The 20640-nt window shown below is 58.5% G+C and carries 16 protein-coding genes; 2 read left to right on the plus strand and 14 right to left on the minus strand.

What is annotated here, in order from left to right; all coding sequences use genetic code 11:
- Window positions 1-123: 123 nt before the first annotated feature.
- Window positions 124-462 (plus strand): hypothetical protein, encoded by a 339-nt coding sequence (locus TX23_RS14935; protein ID WP_057703079.1) that lies wholly within the window; start codon window positions 124-126, stop codon window positions 460-462.
- Window positions 463-525: 63 nt separating this feature from the next.
- Here TX23_RS14935 and TX23_RS14940 read toward each other — a convergent pair whose 3' ends face one another.
- Window positions 526-762, minus strand: a complete 237-nt coding sequence (locus tag TX23_RS14940) for a hypothetical protein (RefSeq protein ID WP_057702842.1) — start codon at window positions 760-762, stop codon at window positions 526-528.
- A 227-nt stretch (window positions 763-989) separates the two neighbouring features.
- Here TX23_RS14940 and TX23_RS14945 point away from each other — a divergent pair, with 227 nt between their 5' ends.
- Window positions 990-1547, plus strand: coding sequence for an NADPH-dependent FMN reductase (locus TX23_RS14945; RefSeq protein ID WP_057702843.1), 558 nt, complete (start codon window positions 990-992; stop codon window positions 1545-1547).
- Window positions 1548-1669: 122 nt separating this feature from the next.
- Here TX23_RS14945 and poxB read toward each other — a convergent pair whose 3' ends face one another.
- From poxB to TX23_RS15005, 13 genes are all read right to left on the minus strand, one after another.
- A complete protein-coding gene (gene poxB / locus TX23_RS14950; RefSeq protein WP_057702844.1) occupies window positions 1670-3394 on the minus strand; it encodes a ubiquinone-dependent pyruvate dehydrogenase in 1725 nt (574 codons plus the stop codon).
- A 136-nt stretch (window positions 3395-3530) separates the two neighbouring features.
- Window positions 3531-4610 (minus strand): type VI immunity family protein, encoded by a 1080-nt coding sequence (locus TX23_RS28240; protein ID WP_244885958.1) that lies wholly within the window; start codon window positions 4608-4610, stop codon window positions 3531-3533.
- Between the two features lie 2 nt (window positions 4611-4612).
- Window positions 4613-5374, minus strand: a complete 762-nt coding sequence (locus TX23_RS14960; protein ID WP_233102222.1) for a VRR-NUC domain-containing protein — start codon at window positions 5372-5374, stop codon at window positions 4613-4615.
- 126 nt (window positions 5375-5500) lie between these two features.
- Window positions 5501-7057: a type VI immunity family protein gene (locus TX23_RS14965; protein WP_057702845.1), complete on the minus strand. Its 1557-nt coding sequence runs from the start codon at window positions 7055-7057 to the stop codon at window positions 5501-5503.
- 2 nt (window positions 7058-7059) lie between these two features.
- On the minus strand, window positions 7060-7935 hold the full coding sequence (locus TX23_RS14970) for a hypothetical protein (protein WP_057702846.1): 876 nt from the start codon (window positions 7933-7935) through the stop codon (window positions 7060-7062).
- Window positions 7935-10301 carry a type VI secretion system Vgr family protein gene (locus tag TX23_RS14975; protein WP_057702847.1) on the minus strand — a complete coding sequence of 789 codons (2367 nt, stop codon included), beginning with the start codon at window positions 10299-10301 and terminating at the stop codon, window positions 7935-7937. The genes TX23_RS14970 and TX23_RS14975 overlap by 1 nt, the downstream gene beginning before the upstream one ends.
- Before the next feature lie 36 nt (window positions 10302-10337).
- The gene (gene icmH / locus TX23_RS14980) at window positions 10338-11069 is read right to left on the minus strand and encodes a type IVB secretion system protein IcmH/DotU (RefSeq protein WP_407071383.1); all 732 of its coding nucleotides are present in this window, start codon (window positions 11067-11069) and stop codon (window positions 10338-10340) included.
- A gap of 277 nt (window positions 11070-11346) precedes the next feature.
- Entirely contained in the window at window positions 11347-12570 is a 1224-nt protein-coding gene (locus tag TX23_RS14985; protein WP_057702848.1) for an NADH:flavin oxidoreductase/NADH oxidase family protein, read from the minus strand.
- 211 nt (window positions 12571-12781) lie between these two features.
- Window positions 12782-13276, minus strand: coding sequence for a DUF934 domain-containing protein (locus TX23_RS14990; RefSeq protein ID WP_057702849.1), 495 nt, complete (start codon window positions 13274-13276; stop codon window positions 12782-12784).
- Window positions 13260-14918 carry a nitrite/sulfite reductase gene (locus TX23_RS14995; RefSeq protein WP_032875965.1) on the minus strand — a complete coding sequence of 553 codons (1659 nt, stop codon included), beginning with the start codon at window positions 14916-14918 and terminating at the stop codon, window positions 13260-13262. The genes TX23_RS14990 and TX23_RS14995 overlap by 17 nt, the downstream gene beginning before the upstream one ends.
- A 178-nt stretch (window positions 14919-15096) precedes the next feature.
- Window positions 15097-15405 carry a hypothetical protein gene (locus tag TX23_RS28180; RefSeq protein WP_167346935.1) on the minus strand — a complete coding sequence of 103 codons (309 nt, stop codon included), beginning with the start codon at window positions 15403-15405 and terminating at the stop codon, window positions 15097-15099.
- A gap of 11 nt (window positions 15406-15416) precedes the next feature.
- Window positions 15417-15635: a DUF2970 domain-containing protein gene (locus TX23_RS15000; RefSeq protein WP_057702850.1), complete on the minus strand. Its 219-nt coding sequence runs from the start codon at window positions 15633-15635 to the stop codon at window positions 15417-15419.
- Window positions 15636-15687: 52 nt separating this feature from the next.
- A complete protein-coding gene (locus tag TX23_RS15005) occupies window positions 15688-20532 on the minus strand; it encodes a hypothetical protein (RefSeq protein ID WP_057702851.1) in 4845 nt (1614 codons plus the stop codon).
- Window positions 20533-20640 lie beyond the last annotated feature (108 nt).

A 20640-nucleotide genomic window follows, 5' to 3' on the forward strand; every position in this document is an offset into this window, starting at 1 on the left:
AGACTGCGCGGGTCGCCCCGGCCTATGGCGTTCGGCCATGACCTCATTAGAATGGTGCGTCTGATCAGCAACGACCAATGCCGGCTTGCCGGTACATACAACAAAAAACAGGTCTGGTCTCAAATGCCTCTACCCTCGACGTTCTTCGGGGTGACGGCCAAGCAACTCCTGGTCCTTTTGACCGTGGGGTGCATGGCGGCTTACCTCTTCAATGACTCCACTGAACACCCTCCTGAAGACCTTGCACTTGAAACGTTCATCCGTTCCCAGGAAAAGGTGAGCGAGCAGGTGGGCGCCGTGTTGGCGGTTAACCTGATCAGGCAAGTGGAGGCGTATCCCGCGTCCAACCGGTCGGGCTACAAGCGCTCGATGTATGCGGTGGAGGGGGAAAGAGGGCAATTGGTGGTGACGCTCAAACAAAGCGAGCAGGGCATTGAAATAACGCAGATGCGCAGCCCTTGATGACCCCGGCCCAGTCAACGCCAACGATGGCCAGGACTGAGCGGGTGTACAAAATGGGGGCCCTTATGACGCCAGGGTCGTTTGCGATTCGCGGACAAGAATGGTCCCCGACTGGAGCAGTTTGAATTCATCGCCTTCCAGTTTCTCTACGCGGTCGCCAATGGCCAGCTTGTAGGTGGTGGTGGGCGTCGAGCCAGCCAGGTCGCCCTGCGCCGGGTCGGATTCCTGGAACTCATGCACCGAATATACGCGGCCTTCCGCGTCTCGAGCATGGAACTGTCCAACTAGTACTGCTGCCATCTGTTTAGAACCTCTGGAGATAAACACTCGATTTGCGGTTCTGTAGACCGTCAGGGAGCGGGGTAGTTTACCTATAAGAAAAAAATACTATTCGCTGATGTTTTCAGACGTTTCCTGCGCAAGCAGCTGCAAGGAAATCGCCGCGGGAATCATCAAAACTCGCTGGTGAACAGGCCGCTAAGCCTCTATAACTACAAGCTCCTTTATTCAGAAGTCGGGAAACCTCAATGAGCAAGGTCTACACGATTGCCGTCCTGGTGGGCAGCTTGAGAAAAGCGTCGATCAACCGCAAGGTCGCCCTGGCCCTGGCCGAGCTGGCACCTGCCAACCTCAAGTTGAATATTGTTGAAATCGGCGACCTGCCGCTCTACAACGAGGACATCGACGGTGCAACACCGCCCGCAGCCTACAGCACTTTCCGCCAACAGGTGAGCTCATCCGACGCCGTGCTGTTCGTGACCCCGGAATACAACCGTTCCGTACCCGCTGCGCTGAAGAATGCAATCGACGTGGGTTCCCGCCCTTATGGGCAAAGCGCCTGGAGCGGCAAGCCTGGAGCGATCATCAGCGTATCGCCGGGTGCCATTGGTGGTTTTGGCGCCAACCATCACCTGCGTCAGTCGCTGGTGTTCCTGGATGTGTGGTGCATGCAACAGCCGGAAGCCTATTTAGGCGGCGCCGGTAACGTATTCGATGAGGCGGGCAAGGTCTCGGAAAAAACCAAACCGTTCCTGCAGTCATTCATCGATGCCTACGGCAAGTGGGTAGAAAAACAGAAGGGCTGATATTAGCCCGGCACCTGTAGGAGCGAGCTTGCTCGCGAAAAACCTGAGGACTACGCGTTCATTCAGGATGTCAGCGTTATCGTTAACGATCTTCGCGAGCAAGCTCGCTCCTACAGTAGGGGTTATCGCAACCAGTTGGTGCGTGCCAGTTCGATAACCTCATCGCCGCGACCGCTCATCACCGCTTTAAGCATATACAGGCTGAACCCTTTGGCCTGTTCCAGCTTGATACTCGGCGGCATCACCAGTTCCTGCGTGGCTGTCACCACGTCCACCAGCACGGGGCCATCATGGGCCAGGGCGCGGCGCAGGGCCGGTTCCAGATCTTCGGATTGCTCTACGCGAATCCCCAGAATACCCATGGCATTGGACATGGCCGCGAAGTCCGGGTTTTTCAACTCGGTGCCAGTGTCCAGGTACCCGGCAGCCTTCATTTCCATGGCGACAAAACCCAGGGATGAGTTATTGAACACAATGAGTTTTACCGGCAGATTCAACTGCGCCAGTGAAATGAAATCCCCCATCAACATCGTGAACCCGCCATCCCCCGACATCGAAATCACCTGGCGCCCAGGGAATGCCGCCTGGGCGCCAATGGCCTGGGGCATGGCATTGGCCATCGATCCATGGTTGAAAGAGCCAATCAGCCGCCGTTTGCCGTTCATTTTCAAATAACGCGCCGCCCACACTGTGGGTGAGCCGACGTCGGCGGTGAAGATTGCATCATCGTCGGCCAGCTCGCTGAGCAAGCGTGCGACGTACTGGGGGTGGATCGGCCGATTGGCCTTGGAGGGCTGCGCCAGGTCATCCAACCCCTGGCGGGCCTTCTCGTAATGCTTCAACGAGGTCTCCAGAAAGCTGCGATCGGTCTTGCGGGTCAAGCGCGGCAGCAGGGCATCGATGGTTTCGCTGACATCGGCGGCGATGCCCAGATCCAGCGTGGCGCGTCGGCCCAGGGCCTGCGGGTCACGATCAACCTGAATGATTCTGGCATCGGTGGGGTAGAACTGACGGTAGGGGAAGTCGGTACCGAGCATGATCAACGTGTCGCAGTCGAGCATGGCATGGTAACCGGAGCTGAAACCGATCAGGCCGGTCATGCCCACGTCAAAGGGGTTATCCCATTCCACATGTTCCTTGCCGCGCAGTGCGTGCACCACCGGCGCGCCGAGTGCGTCGGCCAACGCCACCACCTGATCGTGCGCACCGGCACAGCCGCTGCCGCAGAGCAGGGTGACTTTTTCACTGCCCTGAAGGATCTCGCTGAGACGTTGCAAGTCCTGTTCAGCCGGCAAGGTGCGCGGTGCGTGCAGGGCTGGCCAGGGCTTGAGCTTGTCTTCCACTTCCAGCAACGATACATCCCCTGGAATCACCACCACCGCCACGCCGCGATTGAGGATGGCCGAGCGCATGGCGCGGTGCAGCACCTGGGGCATCTGCTCGGGGTTGCTCACCAGCTCGATGAAATGGCTGCACTCCTTGAACAGCTCCTGGGGATGGGTTTCCTGGAAATAGTTGAGGCCGATCTCCGACGATGGAATCTGCGCGGCAATCGCCAGCACCGGCACATGATTACGATGGCAGTCGAACAAACCATTGATCAAATGCAGATTGCCCGGCCCGCAACTGCCGGCGCACACCGTCAACTCGCCAGTGGCCGCCGCTTCGGCACCGGCAGCGAAGGCGGCAACCTCTTCGTGGCGCACATGCATCCACTCGATGCTGTCCATGCTGCGCAGCGCGTCGGTCAGGCCATTGAGACTGTCGCCGGTCAGGCCCCAGATACGCTTGATGCCTGCCTGTTCCAGGGTGGTCGCCAACTGCTGCGCCAGGTTGATTTTCGCCATGAGGAACTCCAATCGTCAGTGAGGTTGAAAAACTGCTGATCAGTAGGGGACAGTTCAATCACGGCGAATGCTCCGCCTTTAATGTGAAGATTGCGTCATGCTTGCACTCAGTGATGCATACCTGCATAAGCCCTGGTCAGCGGCGCAAAGGTTTACGCGGGAGCTGTTGCTTGGCTGTGAGCAATCGCGATGCTGGCGTGGGCCAGTCGCTGTCGGTATCGAAACGTGCCATCCAGCGGCGGCTGTCGGCGTCGGTAAAGCGCTCGTTTGGGTCACCGTCCCATTGGCCGAAGCCCAGTAATCCCAAGTCGTCGTAACGGATGGGCTTGAGCAGTCTGTTCAAGAGCATGGGCAGTTCCGGCACGCCGAGTTCGACAGGGTACAATTCGGGCTGTTCGCCCAGCTCGATCCACTGGCCGCTGTGCAGTTCGGTGATGCTGATGCGGGGGTGAGCGAGTGCTTCGCGTACCTGTTCACGGGTCAGGTCGAGTTTTACGCGCCAGTGATCGGCTAGCAGGAAGGCCCAGGTGGGCGGACGGATGCCGTTGAGTAACTCGTCACGCATCGAAAACTCGTAGTCGATATCGAGCCCGTAGAAAGCGGGCGTCAAGGCTCTTTCCCATGTGGTAATTTCTGCTCGCGTGCCATATTCCATTGGGTTAGCCATGGCTAAACCACTGTAGACCTGATGAGCCTTGAGCAGATCAATGGTCTTGAGTACGAACTGGCGCCAGGCATCGCGGTTGTCCAGCCACCATTGCCAGCGGTAATAGAATACGATTGAGGAATACTCTGTTCGCGACCCGTCAGTTCGATACCAAGTACGCCAGAAATCGCCCGATGTTGTAGGTGAGCTGGCATGGTTTGTTTCGTCGGTAAACCAGAATACGAAGTACTCGTGTGGATGGGCTTCCATGGCCTGCCTGCGAAGATCAGGCTCTTCTTGCGGATAAGCATGAGGACGCTCAGTGTCTTCGTGCATGGTCATGGTGAAAGGGAAGCCAAGCAGTTTTTCGAAAGCTTCGTGGATATCCACCATCAATAGAGCTACATCGCGATGGTTATCAGGAGTAGGGGGGAAGTAGAAGCTGATGAACGGGCTGACACTATGGCGGGCGACTTCATCTTTACCCCAATCCGTGTTGGGCCATTCCTTCAGTTCTGCAATAAACTCGTCACGTTCTTCGTCATCAAAAAGTCTATGAGTCGTACTCATGCTTACCTCCTGTTTTTTTGGCCTTTGGACGTTGAATTGTTCTTTTCATCTATTTCAAAACCGGTGCAATCTTCCGGCACCCGCAACAGCGCAACTTTCTCTCTTCCGATTTTGTCCGGGTTGACGCCCGTTGAGGGCTTCATCAGGTTCACGTAGTCCGTTATTTGTTTTTTTACTACCCAATCTCCCGGAAACTTGATCTCCACCGCCGCAAACACATTCTCGGTTTCAAACGGCTCTTGCCGGTACTCAACCACCACCAGATCGGGCGCCAGCAAACCCTTCGGCCGTGGCCAAAAAGGCTGCACGGCACTGCCGAACCGTTTGGGCCGCGTAACCGGCTCGCCCAACAACGCCTTCTTGCTGTTGCCGTTGTAGTTGGGTTCGGCCTTGAGCGGGCTGCGCCACTCCAGTGCCTCGTCCACGGCTTCAAAAAACAACGAGGCGGTAAATTGTTTGAGGGCGATCTCGATGGTGGTCGGTACCGTATCGCCGGCAATTTTCTTGCGGATACGGCGCGGTACCTTGATCGGCATCTGCAGCGCAACGGTGCAGACTTGGCTGATCGCCGGGCGAAAGGGCACTTTGCGTTCGATGTATTCCTTGAACGTGATGTTCTCCTGGCCTCGTCGAGAAACCGTGCTATTACCGCCGCGATCCACCACGGCAAAGGTGGAACTCTTGACCTCGATCTCGCGGGTCATTGCTTCAATGGTGGCGCGAAGGGTTTCCTTGATCTGCTTCCTGCGTTCGGCAATTTCCACCGCGAGTTGGCCAGTTCGGCGGCGGTTCTGCTGTTCTCAAAAGCCTGGTTTGCCCGATAGGCGCGATAGGCACCGTCGATGATCCGCGCGACGGCAGGGGTTAGAGGGACAGGCATCAGTCGACACTCATCTCTGCACCAGCCCTAACCAGCGCCAGACAACTTTTTCACCGTCCACGTGCGGCATCAGGGCGGCGTAATCGAATAGCCGTTCGGTACCGGGTTTGTAGTCACACACCCATTTCCCTGGATACGGGCAGGTTTCGCCGCTACGGGCGCGCATGCCGCTGACAGTCCATAACCAGCGCACCTTTTGGCCTTGATGTAACGGCAGCCGTTCGTTCAGCCGGACGGTGCACTCCACGCAGCGATCCGCCTCCATTTCCCAGCGGCCGGCGCGGGGAGCGGCTTCGTGGCTGCTGGCGTGCCGGGCGGGTTCCGGGGGCGTTTGGTCGGAGTCGCGTTGCCAAAGCGTCAGCCTTTCACTGGGTTGCGAGGTGAGCACGGGCAGGATTTCGCCTTGCTTGAATTCGCGACGTGAATCAGCGACCCCCGGGACAAGCCACCAGCCGGCTTGGGTGCATGGCATGCCCGCAATGATGCTCAGCGGCGCAGAGTTTTGCGCGGGAGCCGTTGGCTTGGGTGTGCCCAATCGCGATGCTGGCGTGGGCCAGTCGCTGTCGGTATCGAAACGTGCCATCCAGCGGCGGCTGTCGGCGTCGGTAAAGCGCTCATTCGGATCACCGTCCCATTGGCCGAAGCCGAGTAATCCCAGATCGTCGTAACGGATGGGCTTGAGCAGTCTGTTCAAGAGCATGGGCAGTTCCGGCACGCCGAGTTCGACAGGGTACAACTTGGGCTGTTCGCCCAGCTCAATCCACTGGCCGCTGTGCAGTTCGATGACGTTGATGCGGGGGTGAGCGAGTGCGCTACGTACCTGTTCGCGGGTCAGGTCGAGCTTTTCTCGCCAGTGATCGGCGAGCAGGAAGGCCCAAGTGGGCGGGCGGATGCCGTTAGGCAATTCGTCGTCCATGCCATAGGCATATTCGATATCAAGTCCGTAGAAAGCTGGCATAAGCGCTCGCTCCCAGGTAGTGACTTCCGCCCGGGTGCCATATTCCATTGGATTGGCCATGGCGAAGCCGCTGTAGACCTGGTGAGCCTTGAGCAGGTCAATGGTCTTGAGGACGAACTGTCGCCAGGCATCGCGATTGTCCTGCCACCATTGCCAGCGGTAATAGAAAACAACCCAGGAGTAAGCCGATTTTTTCCCGGTACCTTCGTGCCTGCTACGCCAGAAATGGCCCGATGTTGTGGGTGAACTGGCATGGTTTGCTTCGTCGGTAAACCAGAATTCGAAGTAATCGTTTGCATCGACATCCATCGCTTGCATGCGAAGGTCGAACTCCTCCTCGGGGTAAGGGTGCGGACGATCTGTGTCTTCGTGCATGGTCATGGTGTAAGGATGACCAAGCAGGCGTTCGAAGGCTTCGTGAATATCAACCATCAGCAGGGCGATATCGACTTGGTTGTCGGAGTTGGGGGGGAAGTAGAAGCTGATGAACGGGCTTACGCTATGCCGGGCGACCTCATCTGTACCCCAATCGGTGTTGGGCCATTCCTTAAGCTCTGCAATAAACTCATCACGCTCTTCTTCGTTAAACAGTCTATGAATAGTGCTCACGCTTACCTCCTATTTTTATTACCTTTCATCGAGGAATTCTTCTCTTCTGCTTTAAAACCCACGCAGTCTTCCGGAACCCTAAGCAACGCCACTTTTTCCTTGCCAATTTTCGCCGGATTTATTCCCGTCTCAGGTGTCATGAGGGTCACGTACCTTTTCATTTGTTTTGAAACTGCCCAATCACCCGGGAACTTGATCTCCACCGCCGCAAACACATTCTCGGTTTCAAACGGCTCTTGCCGGTACTCAACCACCACCAGATCGGGCGCCAGCAAACCCTTCGGCCGTGGCCAAAAAGGCTGCACGGCACTGCCGAACCGTTTGGGCCGCGTAACCGGCTCGCCCAACAACGCCTTCTTGCTGTTGCCGTTGTAGTTGGGTTCGGCCTTGAGCGGGCTGCGCCACTCCAGTGCCTCATCCACGGCTTCAAAAAACAACGAGGCGGTAAATTGTTTGAGGGCGATCTCGATGGTGGTCGGTACCGTATCGCCGGCAATTTTCTTGCGAATACGGCGCGGTACCTTGATCGGCATTTGCAGCGCAACGGTGCAGACTTGGCTGATCGCCGGGCGAAAGGGCACTTTGCGTTCGATGTATTCCTTGAACGTGATGTTCTCCTGGCCTCGTCGAGAAACTGTGCTATTACCGCCGCGATCCACCACGGCAAAGGTGGAACTCTTGACCTCGATCTCGCGGGTCATTGCTTCAATGGTGACGCGAAGGGTTTCCTTGATCTGCTTCCTGCGCTCGGCAATTTCCACCGCGAGTTGGGCCAGTTCGGCGGCGGTTCTGCTGTTCTCAAAAGCCTGGTTTGCCCGATAGGCGCGATAGGCACCGTCGATGATCCGCGCGACGGCTGGAGCTAGTGGGCCTGGCATCAGTCGAGGTCTCCACTGTGTTGATCCAGAAAGTCGTCGGGGAAAATCGCCTTGGCCTCAACGGGGGTGCCTTGATCATCAAGGGCCATCAGGTAGGGGGCCCACGTTTCGGTGATTTGCTGATCGTCGCGCATGATTGCCTTATGGGCCTGCACGGGTTTGGCTGCCGGCGTCACCGTCCACTCAGTGCCACCCAAGGGGCAGGTGCGCCCTTCGGCAAGCAGCGCCGTGCCATCGGTGATGCGATACCGATAGCCTGCGAAGGCACGTTGGTCGTTCTTGAGCAACGTGTAGCGCCCCAGGAACGGTCCCGGCGGTAGGGCAGGCAGTTGTGGAGTGCCGAGTGGGTTACCCGTTCCGATCGGATCTGTGGTCACAGGGCCTTTGATTCTGATGGCCAGTCCATCGAGCGTGATGCCATTGCCATCAATCGTGATGCTGCCGCCGGGCGCTCGCAGAATAAGGCGCTCGTTCGATGCAACATCGAACACTCGGGTTTTTTGCTCAATGCGCTGTCCTGCGCAGAGGCGGTAATGGTTGCGTACTGATTGTTCAGCATTGCCGCCGATCTGCACCTGGTGGTCAGCGGCGATCCTGTCATGCCGATTGTTGGCAATTTCTTCGACGCGGTCTCCACCGATGTCGATGTGGTGGTTGCGCCCTACAGTGTGTATACGATCACGGCCCACTTGCAGATGCTGGTCTTGAGCGACAGCAATGTCTTCATCGTTGCCCACTCGTTCGCTGCGGTCATGACCGATTTCGATGTGCTCGTCATGCCCGACTTGTTCGCTTCGGTCGTTTCCTACGAAGGTAGTGTTGTTGTGCTTGATGTGGACGTTTTTGTCTTTTTCGGCATGGATGAACACCTCCTGATGGCCCAACTCATCCTCAAATCGCAGCTCGTTGAAGCCTGCACCCTTATGGGTTTGGCTCTTGATGGTCATCCGCGTCTTGTGCTTGGGCAACTGGTACGGCGGCAGATTGGTCTCGCGGTAGGTACGGCCCGTGGCGATGGGCTGGTCAGGATCGCCATCCAAATAGCTGATCACCAGCTCTTGACCCACACGTGGAATGGCCATGGCGCCCCAGGTCGCACCGGCCCAACCCTGTGCCACAAGAATCCAGCACGAACTCTGGTCGTTGTTTTTGTCAGCGCGATCCCACGGAAACTGCACTTTCACCCGGCCCCATTCATCGCAATAAATCTCTTCCCCTGGCGGCCCAACCACCGTTGCGATCTGCGGGCCGTCGATGCAGGGTTTGTCGCGCAGCGGGGCTTTCCAGTCGGAGGTCCAGCGGATGGCGCTGGCGGTCATTTCATAAGAGCTGCCGTGGTCGCTGCCGAACGCCTCTTCCTCCAGGCTGGTGTGCTGTTTGCCTTCATGGGTGATGGCGATGGTGCGCCAACGGTCGTTGAAGTCTTCGCGGGGATGTTCGTTGAGGTCGAACGCTAGCCCCGGTTGCAGGCGCGCGTCGTCACCGGCCAGGTGCGCCAGTTTGGCGTCATTGCGCAGGGCGGTGAGCCGAGTTTTGGTGAAGGGTTTGCCGGCGATGTCGCGTTTGTAGCGTCCGGGGTAGTCGTAGCGCTCGTAGTCCTTGTGCTGGTTTTTCAGGTCCTGGTCGCCGGTGGCGGTGTGCTGTTGGTCGTAGCGCGGGTGGGTGAAGGTGTAGTCGCGTTGTACCTGGCGGGCGGTGCGTACTTGTTCGGTGTAGTGAAAACGGGTCAAGGCCGGTTCTGTGGCATCGCCGCCGGCCATGGGTTGGTAGATCACGGGGCAATGTTTGTGCGTGCCGATGGTGCCCAGGCCGCCGACGCGGTCGGTGAGGACGAGGGTGTGGCCGTCGTCGCGGTGTTCGAAGGTGTAGAGCAGGCCTTCTTCGGCGGCCAGGCGGGCGATGAAATCGAGGTCGGTTTCGCCGGCCTGTACGCAGTATTCGCGGGGTTGGTGATCGAAGCAGATTTCGCGGCGGATGTCGGTCAGTCGGTGCTCGGCAAGCAGGCTGGTGATGATGTCGGGCACGGTCTGGCCCTGGAAGATGCGCCAGTTGGAGCGCAGGTCGAAACGCGCCAGGGTCGGTTCGATGACGGCGGTGTAGCGGGTGCGACGAAAGCCGGTGTCGCCCTGGGTGAACAGGCTGACCAGGCCGTGTACGTAGCGCACCGGCATTTCGCCGCGCCAGATCGTGAACAGCCCCGCCAGGTCTAGCACGTTTTTGAAGTCGATGGCCGCGTTGTGGCTGGCCAGTTCCAATTGCAGTTTGAACGGCTGGGACAGGCTTTCTTCAAGCGTGAAAGACACCACATCGAAGGCTTCGCCTTTCAAGGGCTCGAACGTGAAACGCAGGTCGCTTTGACGGGGCATGGCGTCCTTCCTGATCGGCTATTGATGAGTTGGGCGCTATAGCGCGAGGATCTTGTTCAGTGATACCAGCACTTCCTGAGTGAGAGCGTTCAGGCGCATGGAATAGAACGTGTAGGCGACTATCAGCACCACGGCGGCCATGGCCCACGGCGTCCACAACGGCCAGACCCGTTTGATCCGATAGTTGCGCGGCGCGATGTTGGTCAGCGGGTCGGTCAGGCGCTTGGGTGTTTCGCCGCGCAGCGGGCGCAACAGGCCGTGCAACAGGTCGATGATTTTCTGGATTTCATCATCACCTTTGGGATGGGCGCCGTATTTGCCTTTAAGGCCTGAGATCAGGCACTGGTACATGAACTCCAACACATGCTGGTACCTGGCTGCTTCGGGAATCATGTTGTTCATCACGATGAAGAATCGCTCCCCGCCCCAGGTTTCCTGGTGAAAGGCGTTTAGCAGCGAGTCTTGGCTCCATTCTGATGATCTCCCCCATGGCGTGCCCATCACCACCTCATCCACCAACAAGCAAAGGCTGTAGGAGTAAGCCTTGAGCATGCCGGGGTCGTAGTCGAGCTGGCTGACTTCCTCCATGATTGCAGTGATGTGGTTACGTACGGCTTGGTACAGCGCAGGTACATCATCATGCTGGGTCAGACGGCGTATTCGAATGACCAGGCCTATCAGCGGCGTGGCGGCATCGCAAAGCGGGTTCCAGGCCACGCCGCGCATGTCGAATTCGGGATCCGATAACTGCGAGAGGACGTCAACCAAGGCCGGAGTCTCCGGCCTGGTTCCTTGGGTGGGTGGAGTAAGAGGCTGTGGGGCTTGGGGATTTTTTGTGTACGACATTGGGCAAACCCTGCTCTAAAAGTACTGCTATTAGAAACTTCGGGGTTATGCGATGTCATGTCGGACGGGTTCGCTACGTTTCGTGGTTCTTGGATGTAAGAAATATCTCTTTTTCAATGCGCTTAATTGGATTTTCTTTGAATGAAACTATCAACGATGGCGTTCGGGTAGTCAGGCAACGCAGGATTTCGCTCGCAGCCTAAGACTTCATGCTTGCGCGGTATTGCCGCGTACGCCGCGCTATAAACCACTGGTCACAGGCCAATGCCAGCCAGGGCGCAACGTTGGGGTTGGGCAGACGGCCGCGGCTCAGACGGCGCATCTGGTCGCGCACCACGGCGAGGGTGGCGAGGGCTGCCAGGGGTTTGCGCTTCCATTCCATGGGCCGCAGTTGTGGGTTGAGGTCGCGACCTTCACGCCACTGTTTGATCAGTTGCGGCTCCAGGGTCAGGGCGGTAGCGATGCCGGCCATGGCGATGCCGCTGTCCAATACTTGCTGGACCACTGGCAAGCGGCGAATACCTCCGGTCACCATCAGTGGCATGGTGGCGATGCTCGCCATTTGGGTGGCGAAATCCAAAAAGTAGGCTTCACGGGCCAAGGTGCGGCCGTCCCGCGCCTCGCCTTGCATGGCCGGCGCTTCATAGCTGCCGCCGGACAACTCAAGCAAATCGATCGGCAGTGTATTGAGCATCTCCACTACAGCGCGTGCATCGGTCTCATCGAAGCCGCCACGCTGGAAGTCTGCGGAATTGAGTTTTACCGACACACAAAATGAAGGGCTGACGCTGTCACGTACGGCACGGAGGACCTCCAGCAACAGGCGTGCGCGGTTTTCCAGGGAGCCGCCCCAGCGGTCGGTGCGATGGTTGCTCAAGGGCGAGAGAAATTGGCTCAACAAATAACCATGGGCGCCGTGGATCTGCACCCCGGTGAACCCGGCTTGCTCGGCCAGGCGGGCGCTGGTGGCGAAGCGCTTGATGACATCCTGTATGTCGTCTTCGGTCATGGCCTTGGGTTTGGCGAACATCTTGGAAAAACTGCCCACATCCAGCGCAATAGCCGAGGGTGCCAACGCTTGTTGACCGAGGTTGGCCATGGTCTGACGGCCCGGATGGCTGAGCTGTACCCAGAAGTGCACACCTTTGGTCCGGGCTACGTCGGCCCATTCACGAAAACTGGCCAGGTGTTGCTCGTTTTCCAGAGCGACACCACCAGGGCCGGTCATGGCGCGGCGGTCGATCATCACGTTGCCGGTCAACAGCAAGCCGGGCTCGCCGTCGGCCCAGGTCTTGTACAGCTGCTTCAATGCTTTGGATGGTGCCTGATGCAGGTCCGCCATGTTCTCTTCCATCGCGGCCTTGGCGATGCGGTTGGCGATGACTTGGCCGTTAGACAGTTGCAGGGGGGTGAAGGGGGACATGGGTTAACTCCTGAGCTGGGGAGGCCTCAGGCTAAGCTTAAAGTTAACTTTAATGTCAAGCGGGAGTCGATCACAGGCGATGCAACTGTAGGAGCGAGGGGGACGCCTGGTTCTTGCTCGCGAAGAACTCGAGGACAACGCGTTCATTCAGGATGTCAGCGTTATCGTTCAGGTTTTTCGCGAGCAAGCTCGCTCCTACAGGGACACGGGCTTAGCGGCGGCGGAACAGTGGCAGGGGTTCATCGGTGGCCGCTTGATAGGTCACCGAGAAATCCTTGAGACTTTCCAGCGCTTCGTAGGGGTCTTTGTCGGCTCGCAACGCGAAGGCATCGAACCCGCAACGGTGCAGGTAGAACAACTGGTCGCGCAGCACATCGCCAATCGCTCGCAGCTCGCCCTTGTAACCATAACGGTCACGCAGCAGGCGGGCGTTGGAGTAGTTGCGGCCATCGGTGAACGCCGGGAAGTTCAGGGCGATAACCTGGAAGTGTTCCACGTCGGCGCCGATTTCCTCGGCTTCTTCATCGGCGTCCAGCCATACACCCAAACCGCCGTCGCGGGCCTTGAGGGCGTGGCCGTGTTCGCGCCACAGGGCCAGCGGCACGATCAGGTCGTCGCAGTTGGAGATGCCGTCGAAGCTCGCGTCCTTGGGCAACAAGTGCCAGGTTTCGTCGACGACTGCGTTGTTCTTAATGATTCGCTGCATAGACGCGCTCCTTGAACAGGTCAATGCCGATGCGCTGGTAGGTGTCGATGAAACGCTCATCTTCGGTGCGCTGTTCGATGTACACGTCGATCAGCTTGCCGATCACCTCGGGCATGGCTTCCTGGGCGAAGGATGGGCCGAGGATCTTGCCCAGGCTCGCATCGCGGCTGGCGCTGCCACCCAGGGACACTTGATAGAATTCTTCGCCTTTTTTGTCCACGCCCAGGATGCCGATGTGGCCGACGTGGTGGTGACCACAGGCGTTCATGCAACCGGAGATGTTCAGGTCCAGCTCACCGATGTCGAACAGGTAGTCCAGGTCGTCGAAACGGCGCTGGATCGATTCGGCAATCGGGATTGACTTGGCGTTGGCCAGGGAGCAGAAGTCGCCGCCCGGGCAGCAGATGATATCGGTCAACAGGCCGATATTCGGCGTGGCAAAACCGCCTTCACGCAACTCGCCCCACAGGGTGAACAGTTGGCTCTGCTCGACGTCCGCGAGAATGATGTTCTGTTCGTGGGAGGTACGCAGTTGGCCGAAGCTGTAGCGCTCGGCCAGGTCGGCTACGGCGTCCAGCTGCTTGTCGGTGATGTCGCCAGGGGCAACGCCGGTGGGCTTGAGCGACAGGGTCACGGCCACATAGCCCGGCTTCTTGTGCGCCAGGGTGTTGCGGGTGCGCCAGCGGGCGAAGCCTGGGTGTTGCTGGTCGAGTGCGGCCAGCTCGGCGTCCTGATTGCTCAGGGCCTTGTACTCAGGGTCGACAAAATGCTTGGCGACGCGGTGCACTTCGGCTTCGGTCAGGGTGGTCTGGCCGCCGCGCAGGTGTTCCATCTCGGCATCGACTTTCTGCGCGAACACCTCAGGGGTCAGCGCCTTGACCAGGATCTTGATCCGGGCCTTGTATTTGTTGTCACGACGGCCATAGCGGTTGTAAACCCGCAGGATGGCGTCGAGGTAGCTCAGCAGGTCCTGCCACGGCAGGAACTCGTTGATGAAGGCACCGACCACCGGCGTACGGCCGAGGCCGCCACCCACCAGCACACGGAAGCCCAGCTCGCCTGCAGCGTTGTACACCGGCTCCAGGCCGATGTCGTGCACTTCGATGGCCGCACGGTCCGAGGTCGAGCCATTGATGGCGATCTTGAACTTGCGTGGCAGGTAGGCGAATTCCGGGTGGAAAGTGGTCCATTGACGCACGATTTCGCACCACGGCCGTGGGTCGATCAGTTCGTCGGCAGCGACGCCGGCAAATTGGTCGGTGGTCACGTTGCGCAGGCAGTTACCGCTGGTCTGAATGGCGTGCATCTGCACGGTAGCCAGTTCAGCCAGGATGTCCGGCACATCTTCCAGGGCCGGCCAGTTGAACTGCACGTTCTGGCGGGTACTGATGTGGGCGTAGCCCTTGTCGAAATCGCGGGCAATCCTGGCCATCATTCGCGTCTGGCGCGAGGTCAGTTGGCCATAAGGCACGGCCACCCGCAGCATCGGCGCAAAGCGCTGAACGTAAAGGCCATTTTGCAGGCGCAGAGGGCGGAACTCTTCTTCGCTCAGTTCACCTGCTAAGTAGCGTCGGGTCTGATCACGGAACTGCTTGACGCGGTCCTCGATGATGCGCTGATCGTATTCGTCGTATACGTACATATAGGTCCTGTTCTCGGCAAATCTGCGCGCACGGCCGCGCACTCCCAACGGAGCCGGCGCACGATACCAGTTTGCGTATATGCGCAAAAGTGATGTTTGGGTATATGCACATAACCAAACTGACTAATGAGAACAGTTATCGCGATACCCACATTTGTCATGGGGGCAAGACTGGTCTTTACTGTGGACGAGTCTTAGTGCAGTCACCTATAAAACCGACAAGAGGCGATGCGATGAGTAATTCCACCAAAGCCCGTAAACCTGACAGTACCGTTGATGCCTGGGCCATTTTGTTTCTGATTATTCTCGTGGTCGGCACCGCTGTATTTTGGGTCAGCCACCAGTAATAAAACCGTTGATTGAGCAGCGATCGATATTCAATGTTCATCTGAGCGCCTGCATTTGTCAGCGCCGCCAGCGCCGGTGGATTCCGTGCGCTGGCGGTCGTTGGCAAACCGGCGTCCTGTTGATGCGGTTCAGTTTGCATCGGCGGCTGCGTTAAACACCGGCCAGGTACAGCACCAGCTTGACGATGCCAAACAGCGTCAAGGCAAACACCACCGTGAACGCAATGCCCAGGATCACGAAGTGGCTGGGCTTGCCATGGGTGAAATCGCGGGCGCGATTCTTGCCGCTTTGCACACCGAACGCGGCGGCCGTCACGCTGTGCAGCATCTGCCAGAAGGTCGGTGGTTTGTTATCGATTGGATCGTCCATAAACCCCTCGTCAACAAGGTTCTCGTGCAGAGTATAGACAGTCTGTCGAGGCTCATTTGGAAGCCAGTACCTCCAACCCCAGGAATAGCCGCTGATCAAGCGGTGGCTTGATCTCGGCTTTCTCCAGATTGACCACGGCGCGGTTGTCGGCACGCGCCTGTTCAATCAGTTCCCGGCGCGTATATCGCTGCTCACTCGGGGTTTTAAGGTGGCCGAAGTCAGGTTGGGAGGGCGGTTGATCGACGGATGAGTAATGGAAATGGGCGTACCACAAAACATTGTCCTTACCCTTTATACCCGCCCTGATTTTGCTTTTATCGCGTACTGCATACTCGGTGAGAAAGTCACCGGCCTTCAACGGCACGCGGCTCTTCACCAGGTTGATATCGACAAAACCGTGTTTCCACAAGTAATTGACGTGGGAGGCTTTTGGGCGTTGTAACTTGTACCCTTCGCTGCAATGCTCACGGGCCTGTTGCGTTGCCTCGGCCGCCAGGCTGCGGTATTGGTCGATCAAGGCGCGAGCGCCGGGATCGTTGGCGTGATCGCGCTGGAGTTCTTCGGCAAGGGTTGTGAACTTCGCTGCGTGCTGGGTCAGTATCACATCCCACTCAAGGGGGTCGAGACTTTCCAGTCGGCCCGGGTCGCGTAGCTTTCGTTGTTGGAAGGCGATGCTGCTGTCAATGCCGGTGCGCTCGTCCCTGACGGTTTGCGCCTGTGCTTCTATGGTCTTCAGCGAACGCTTGATTGCCGTCGGCGCGGGTGCTGAGGGCCCGACCTCTTCAACCACGTTCCATACACCTTCGCCGGGGTGTTCAAGGTAGGTGGCGAGGGTTTTCCCGGTGAGCGGGTCCTTGATATCGACGAAGTTGCCCGGTGTGTCACGCTGGGCAGGGCGCACTTCACCCACCAGTGTCCTGCGGTCACGGGTCTTGATCACTCTTCGGTTCGGTGCTTTCTGCCGTGTGATGCGCTCGGGCGTCGGCAGTGGCGCGAAGCCTTCTTCCACCAGAATCAAATTGGCCAACTGCGCTTCAAGGCTGGTGCGGGCGTAAGCCAGGTAGTCCAGAAAGGGTTGGCGATGCTCCTCGCGAATGAAGCCGGAATTCATTTCAGCCAGTGACGTGACAGCGTTTTCCAATTGCTCATATCGCTCCAGAACGTCCTTGAGAACGTCGATCTGCTCTCGGGCCGAGTAGCCGGTGGTGGTGAGCATTTCCGTATGCGCCATCAAGCTGGTTGCCGTTCGCGTGTCGGTCAGATCGCGCACGAATGGAAATTCCGTTGGGTTGCGCGAGTCATTCATGCGATTAAACACCAAGTCCATGAACACCAGCAGGGCGTGCTGTTTGATCGCGACCGAGCGGATGTTTTGATCAGAAGGCTTGCCTTGCAAGAGTATCTGGCGCAGGGCCGGGTCTGCCTCTTTAAGTAACGTCTCGATCTTTTCAGCGGGCTCGACCATTTCCGTAAGCGCGGCAAGCTGGCGTTTTTTGGTGATGATGTAGTCGTCGTAGGCGCCGCTGATGTTTTGTGGCAGCTCCCGTGATGCGCGGGCGCTGAGTTCAGCGTCGGTTTCGCCACGATCGGTTTCCAGGGCGTCTGCCATTTTTTGCGACACCGATTCGTAGATGCCTGCCCAGAAGTCAAAGTTGCTTTTGCTTGCCCTGTTTCGTTCCCTTACATAAGTGGGGTCAGTCCTGTCGACAGCCATCAGTTCGCTGGCCTTGGCTTCGATTTTTTGCATCAGCGCCATTACCACACGGCCGTACTGCTGAAAGTTATCGAGGGCGATATTCCACTGCGTCCTGGCTTGGGCCGCCGCGACACGCCGCTTCTCATGACGGATAAGAACTTCTGCGTGCAACTTCGGTATGTTCGCGGAACTGCCCAGCAATAACCAATCCTTGCGCAGGCTTTTGCTTTGTTCAACAAGCTGGGCACGGGCGGCGTTCAGAGTGCTTTGTAGCGAAAGCGAAGTGGGTATCAGCGAGAATATTTCGGCATTCAGTGCTTGCAGTTCGGCCTTTAATACACCCAGTTTTTCGGCACGTTCCCTCTGCCATTTACTCAAGCGTTCCCGGGGCATTCCGCCCTCCAGCCTGGCGTGAGTGTCCAGGCGCCAGTGCCCCTGGTGGTCGCTTATCAGCTTGAAACCGGGGTGTTGAGGATATTGCGGGTGTACCAGATAGACCTCGTTGAATCCCGGCACCACATTGACCTGGAACAGCAACCCACCGAGGCTGGCGTGCCAGGTGCCATCTATGCGGTAAAGGCCTTTGAGCGGGCCGCTGGCTTGCGCAGCCGGCAAGGGTTCAGGCCACGGCACATTGATGTCCAGCATCGCCCTCAGTCGTTCGCTTGCGTGTGGGCTTGCCAGCGAGCGAACGAAGTCCAGGGCGGTGTGGCCTGATGCCGGGGGTTCTCCCGGCAATGACACTGCGCCAGGGCGTATCACTGGCGCATCCTGTGGTGGCGGCAGGCCTGGAGCACGGCGCCAGGTTTCAAGGCGCAATGCGCCGTCGGTTGCACTCGGTGGCGACAACGGTTTGGCAGAAGGCGATGCGCCATGCAGCAACACCATCGCGGTATTGAGCAGCAGATCAATCAGCGCCAACTCGCGGGTGGTGGGATCGCTACTGTCCAGGCCAGCCAAGTCCTGCTCCAGGCTGGCAACCAGCACCAGGAACCAGCCGGCCAACATGGCTGGGCCCTGTACCAAGGGCAGCAGCAATGTATTGAACAACAGCCAGGCACCCTCCATCACAATGGCCCATCGGCTTTCGGCGTTGGAGATCGACTCGCGGTCCGCCAGGTCGACCAGTGCCCGCGCGGTGCTGCCAAACAAGTGGTTGGGCAGTTGGCCGTTGAGCTGGGACTGGAGCCATTCACCGGCGCCGTCATCGACGGCCAGGGTCGCGGGCGCTGGTTTCTCGGGTCGGTTGAACTCGTCGCCGGGCAAGAAACGGATGATGTGCGGCTCTTTGATGCCGCCGTGTGCATAGATGGGGCGCGCCTTGTCCGACAGCCAGGTCAGCACGCTGTCCTGCAACGCACCTGGTTCGGCGATGGCCTCCAGCAGCGCCTGGCGCGTGGGGTATTCGTTGAGGGACTCGGCGTACAGCGGTCGGTACAGCAAGTGTGGCCCGATCTGGGAGTCGCGAGGCTCGATGATAAACATATTATTTACTTCGTCCGGCGTGGCCCCGGCTTTGCGGCACAACGCCAGGGGGCGCAGGACGATTTCCTGATCGTTGACGAGTCTGAGCGAAGGCGTTTCTCCCATGAGTGCCTTGACATACTGGTAACCCGTCACGGTCATGCCATGCTGCTGGCGGACCTTGAATTCCAGTGCCTGCATCGGCAGATGAGCCTTCAGTTCGCGAGTAAACAGCAACTCGCGGCGACGTGCCTCGACGGTATCGGACAGCAGCAGCTCTTTGAGGGCCTTGGGGTAGGTGGTGCCGATATCGACGCGCTGGATCAGGCCGTTGCTGCCCATCAGATAGTCTTCATTCAACCAGCCAGGCAGTGGCGTGGCTGTTGTCGAAGATAGCTTCAACGTACCTTTGGGCTTGCCGGCCAGATTCTTCAGAGCCAGCTCCGTCAGTGACATGCGCACGTGTTCGATGATTCCGGCGCCGCCCGGATAACCCGCCGCTACCGCGAAGTCCAACAGCACCGCGTCAGGGTCGAAATCACCGTGATCGGCTTGCATTTGCTTGCGCAATGCGACGCGGCTGAATGTGTGGATGTTTTCAATGCCCTCGTTGAACGATCGCCCCTGGTTTTTCTGCAGCACTTGCGCCATATCCTGCAAGTGGCGGTGATAGGCGAAACGATCCGCGGGCTCGGCTTGCTTGAGCCATTGCGGCAGTTGCTGGCTCACAGTGCCAAGGCGCTGGGTGTCGGGCACCTTGATGTCGGTAAAAAAAACCGCCGGATCGGTGAGAGTATCCAGGCGTTGATCGAGTTTTTTTTCGTCTTGCCCCTGGAACGATAGGATTGCCAGGTCTTCGAGTTGTTGGTTGAGGATCAGCCCGGCCTGTTGTTCAAACACGTTGGCGGCAGTTTCGTTGCGTTGCCAGGCAAGGCTGTCGAACTGAAACTCGCGTTGCATCCTGCTCCCCCAGGCCTGGCTGAACGCCTCCAGCGAATCAAACGCCTGGACTGCGCCAGCTACGCTGTAGAGCAACACCTGTTTATCGCGTACCAGTAACAGGTCCGGGGTCAATACCCGCACCGTCTTGCCGACGCGGGTGAGTGTGCTCTCGATGAAATATACGTAGGTGGCGGGCGAGGAGCGGGGCAGGCGCTCACGTTGCGCCGGCCAGGCGGCAACTACCGCTAGCATGTCGCGCTGCATGTCGCTTAGCTGTGACTGGCTGGCCGCAGTGGCAATCATCTGACCATTGAGGAACTCTGCAAGCCACTGCCAGCGGCTGTTGCCATGGTTGTCGACCTGGCTCCAGTAGTCGGCCAGATCGTGCTGCATGTACAAGTAGAGGGACGCGGGAAATTCGTCAAGAATCTGGGCGACCACCTGCATGTCGAGCGGCTGGCCATCCCCGGTCTTGAGCACGGCGGGGGGCTGTGTCGTGAGGAAGTACGGACGCTCGCGTACGGCGCGCAGGTCAAGTAACTGTGGGTTCAGTACATGGGCGACAGCCACCTCCATGAGTGCGGGGTAGGTGTATTCGCCATTGGGCTGAGGGCTGGCCAGTTTGACCGCAAGCCAGTCGAGGTTCAGCGACGGGTAGTGCTCCAGCATCCGGCTGCGCAATGCCTCGAAGACGACAGAATACAGCGCCGGCCGCGTAGCGAAGTGCTCATGCACTGCCTGGGCGGGCAGTTGGCGAAAGGCTGAGTTTAACGAGGGAGTATTGGGTTCGGTCATGACGACATGCGTTTCCTGTGTAAAACCGGTTGTGCTGAGCTGCCGGTTCAGCGGACCGAGAATCGGTCCGACACAGGAAATCGCATTGAGTCATCGTAGGTGCGGTAA

The sequence above is a fragment of the Pseudomonas paralactis genome (genome assembly GCF_001439735.1).
GTDB lineage: Bacteria > Pseudomonadota > Gammaproteobacteria > Pseudomonadales > Pseudomonadaceae > Aquipseudomonas > Aquipseudomonas paralactis.

Coding starts and splice junctions, on each gene's coding strand:
- poxB (WP_057702844.1), bottom strand. CDS start 3,394: ATGGCGAAAATCAACCTGGCGCAGCAGTTGGCGACCACCCTGGAACAG.
- TX23_RS28180 (WP_167346935.1), bottom strand. CDS start 15,405: ATGCAAACTGAACCGCATCAACAGGACGCCGGTTTGCCAACGACCGCC.
- TX23_RS14940 (WP_057702842.1), bottom strand. CDS start 762: ATGGCAGCAGTACTAGTTGGACAGTTCCATGCTCGAGACGCGGAAGGC.
- TX23_RS14970 (WP_057702846.1), bottom strand. CDS start 7,935: ATGCCAGGCCCACTAGCTCCAGCCGTCGCGCGGATCATCGACGGTGCC.
- TX23_RS14985 (WP_057702848.1), bottom strand. CDS start 12,570: ATGTCCCCCTTCACCCCCCTGCAACTGTCTAACGGCCAAGTCATCGCC.
- TX23_RS14995 (WP_032875965.1), bottom strand. CDS start 14,918: ATGTACGTATACGACGAATACGATCAGCGCATCATCGAGGACCGCGTC.
- TX23_RS15005 (WP_057702851.1), bottom strand. CDS start 20,532: ATGACCGAACCCAATACTCCCTCGTTAAACTCAGCCTTTCGCCAACTG.
- TX23_RS28240 (WP_244885958.1), bottom strand. CDS start 4,610: ATGAGTACGACTCATAGACTTTTTGATGACGAAGAACGTGACGAGTTT.
- TX23_RS14935 (WP_057703079.1), top strand. CDS start 124: ATGCCTCTACCCTCGACGTTCTTCGGGGTGACGGCCAAGCAACTCCTG.
- TX23_RS14945 (WP_057702843.1), top strand. CDS start 990: ATGAGCAAGGTCTACACGATTGCCGTCCTGGTGGGCAGCTTGAGAAAA.
- TX23_RS14990 (WP_057702849.1), bottom strand. CDS start 13,276: ATGCAGCGAATCATTAAGAACAACGCAGTCGTCGACGAAACCTGGCAC.
- TX23_RS14975 (WP_057702847.1), bottom strand. CDS start 10,301: ATGCCCCGTCAAAGCGACCTGCGTTTCACGTTCGAGCCCTTGAAAGGC.
- TX23_RS15000 (WP_057702850.1), bottom strand. CDS start 15,635: ATGGACGATCCAATCGATAACAAACCACCGACCTTCTGGCAGATGCTG.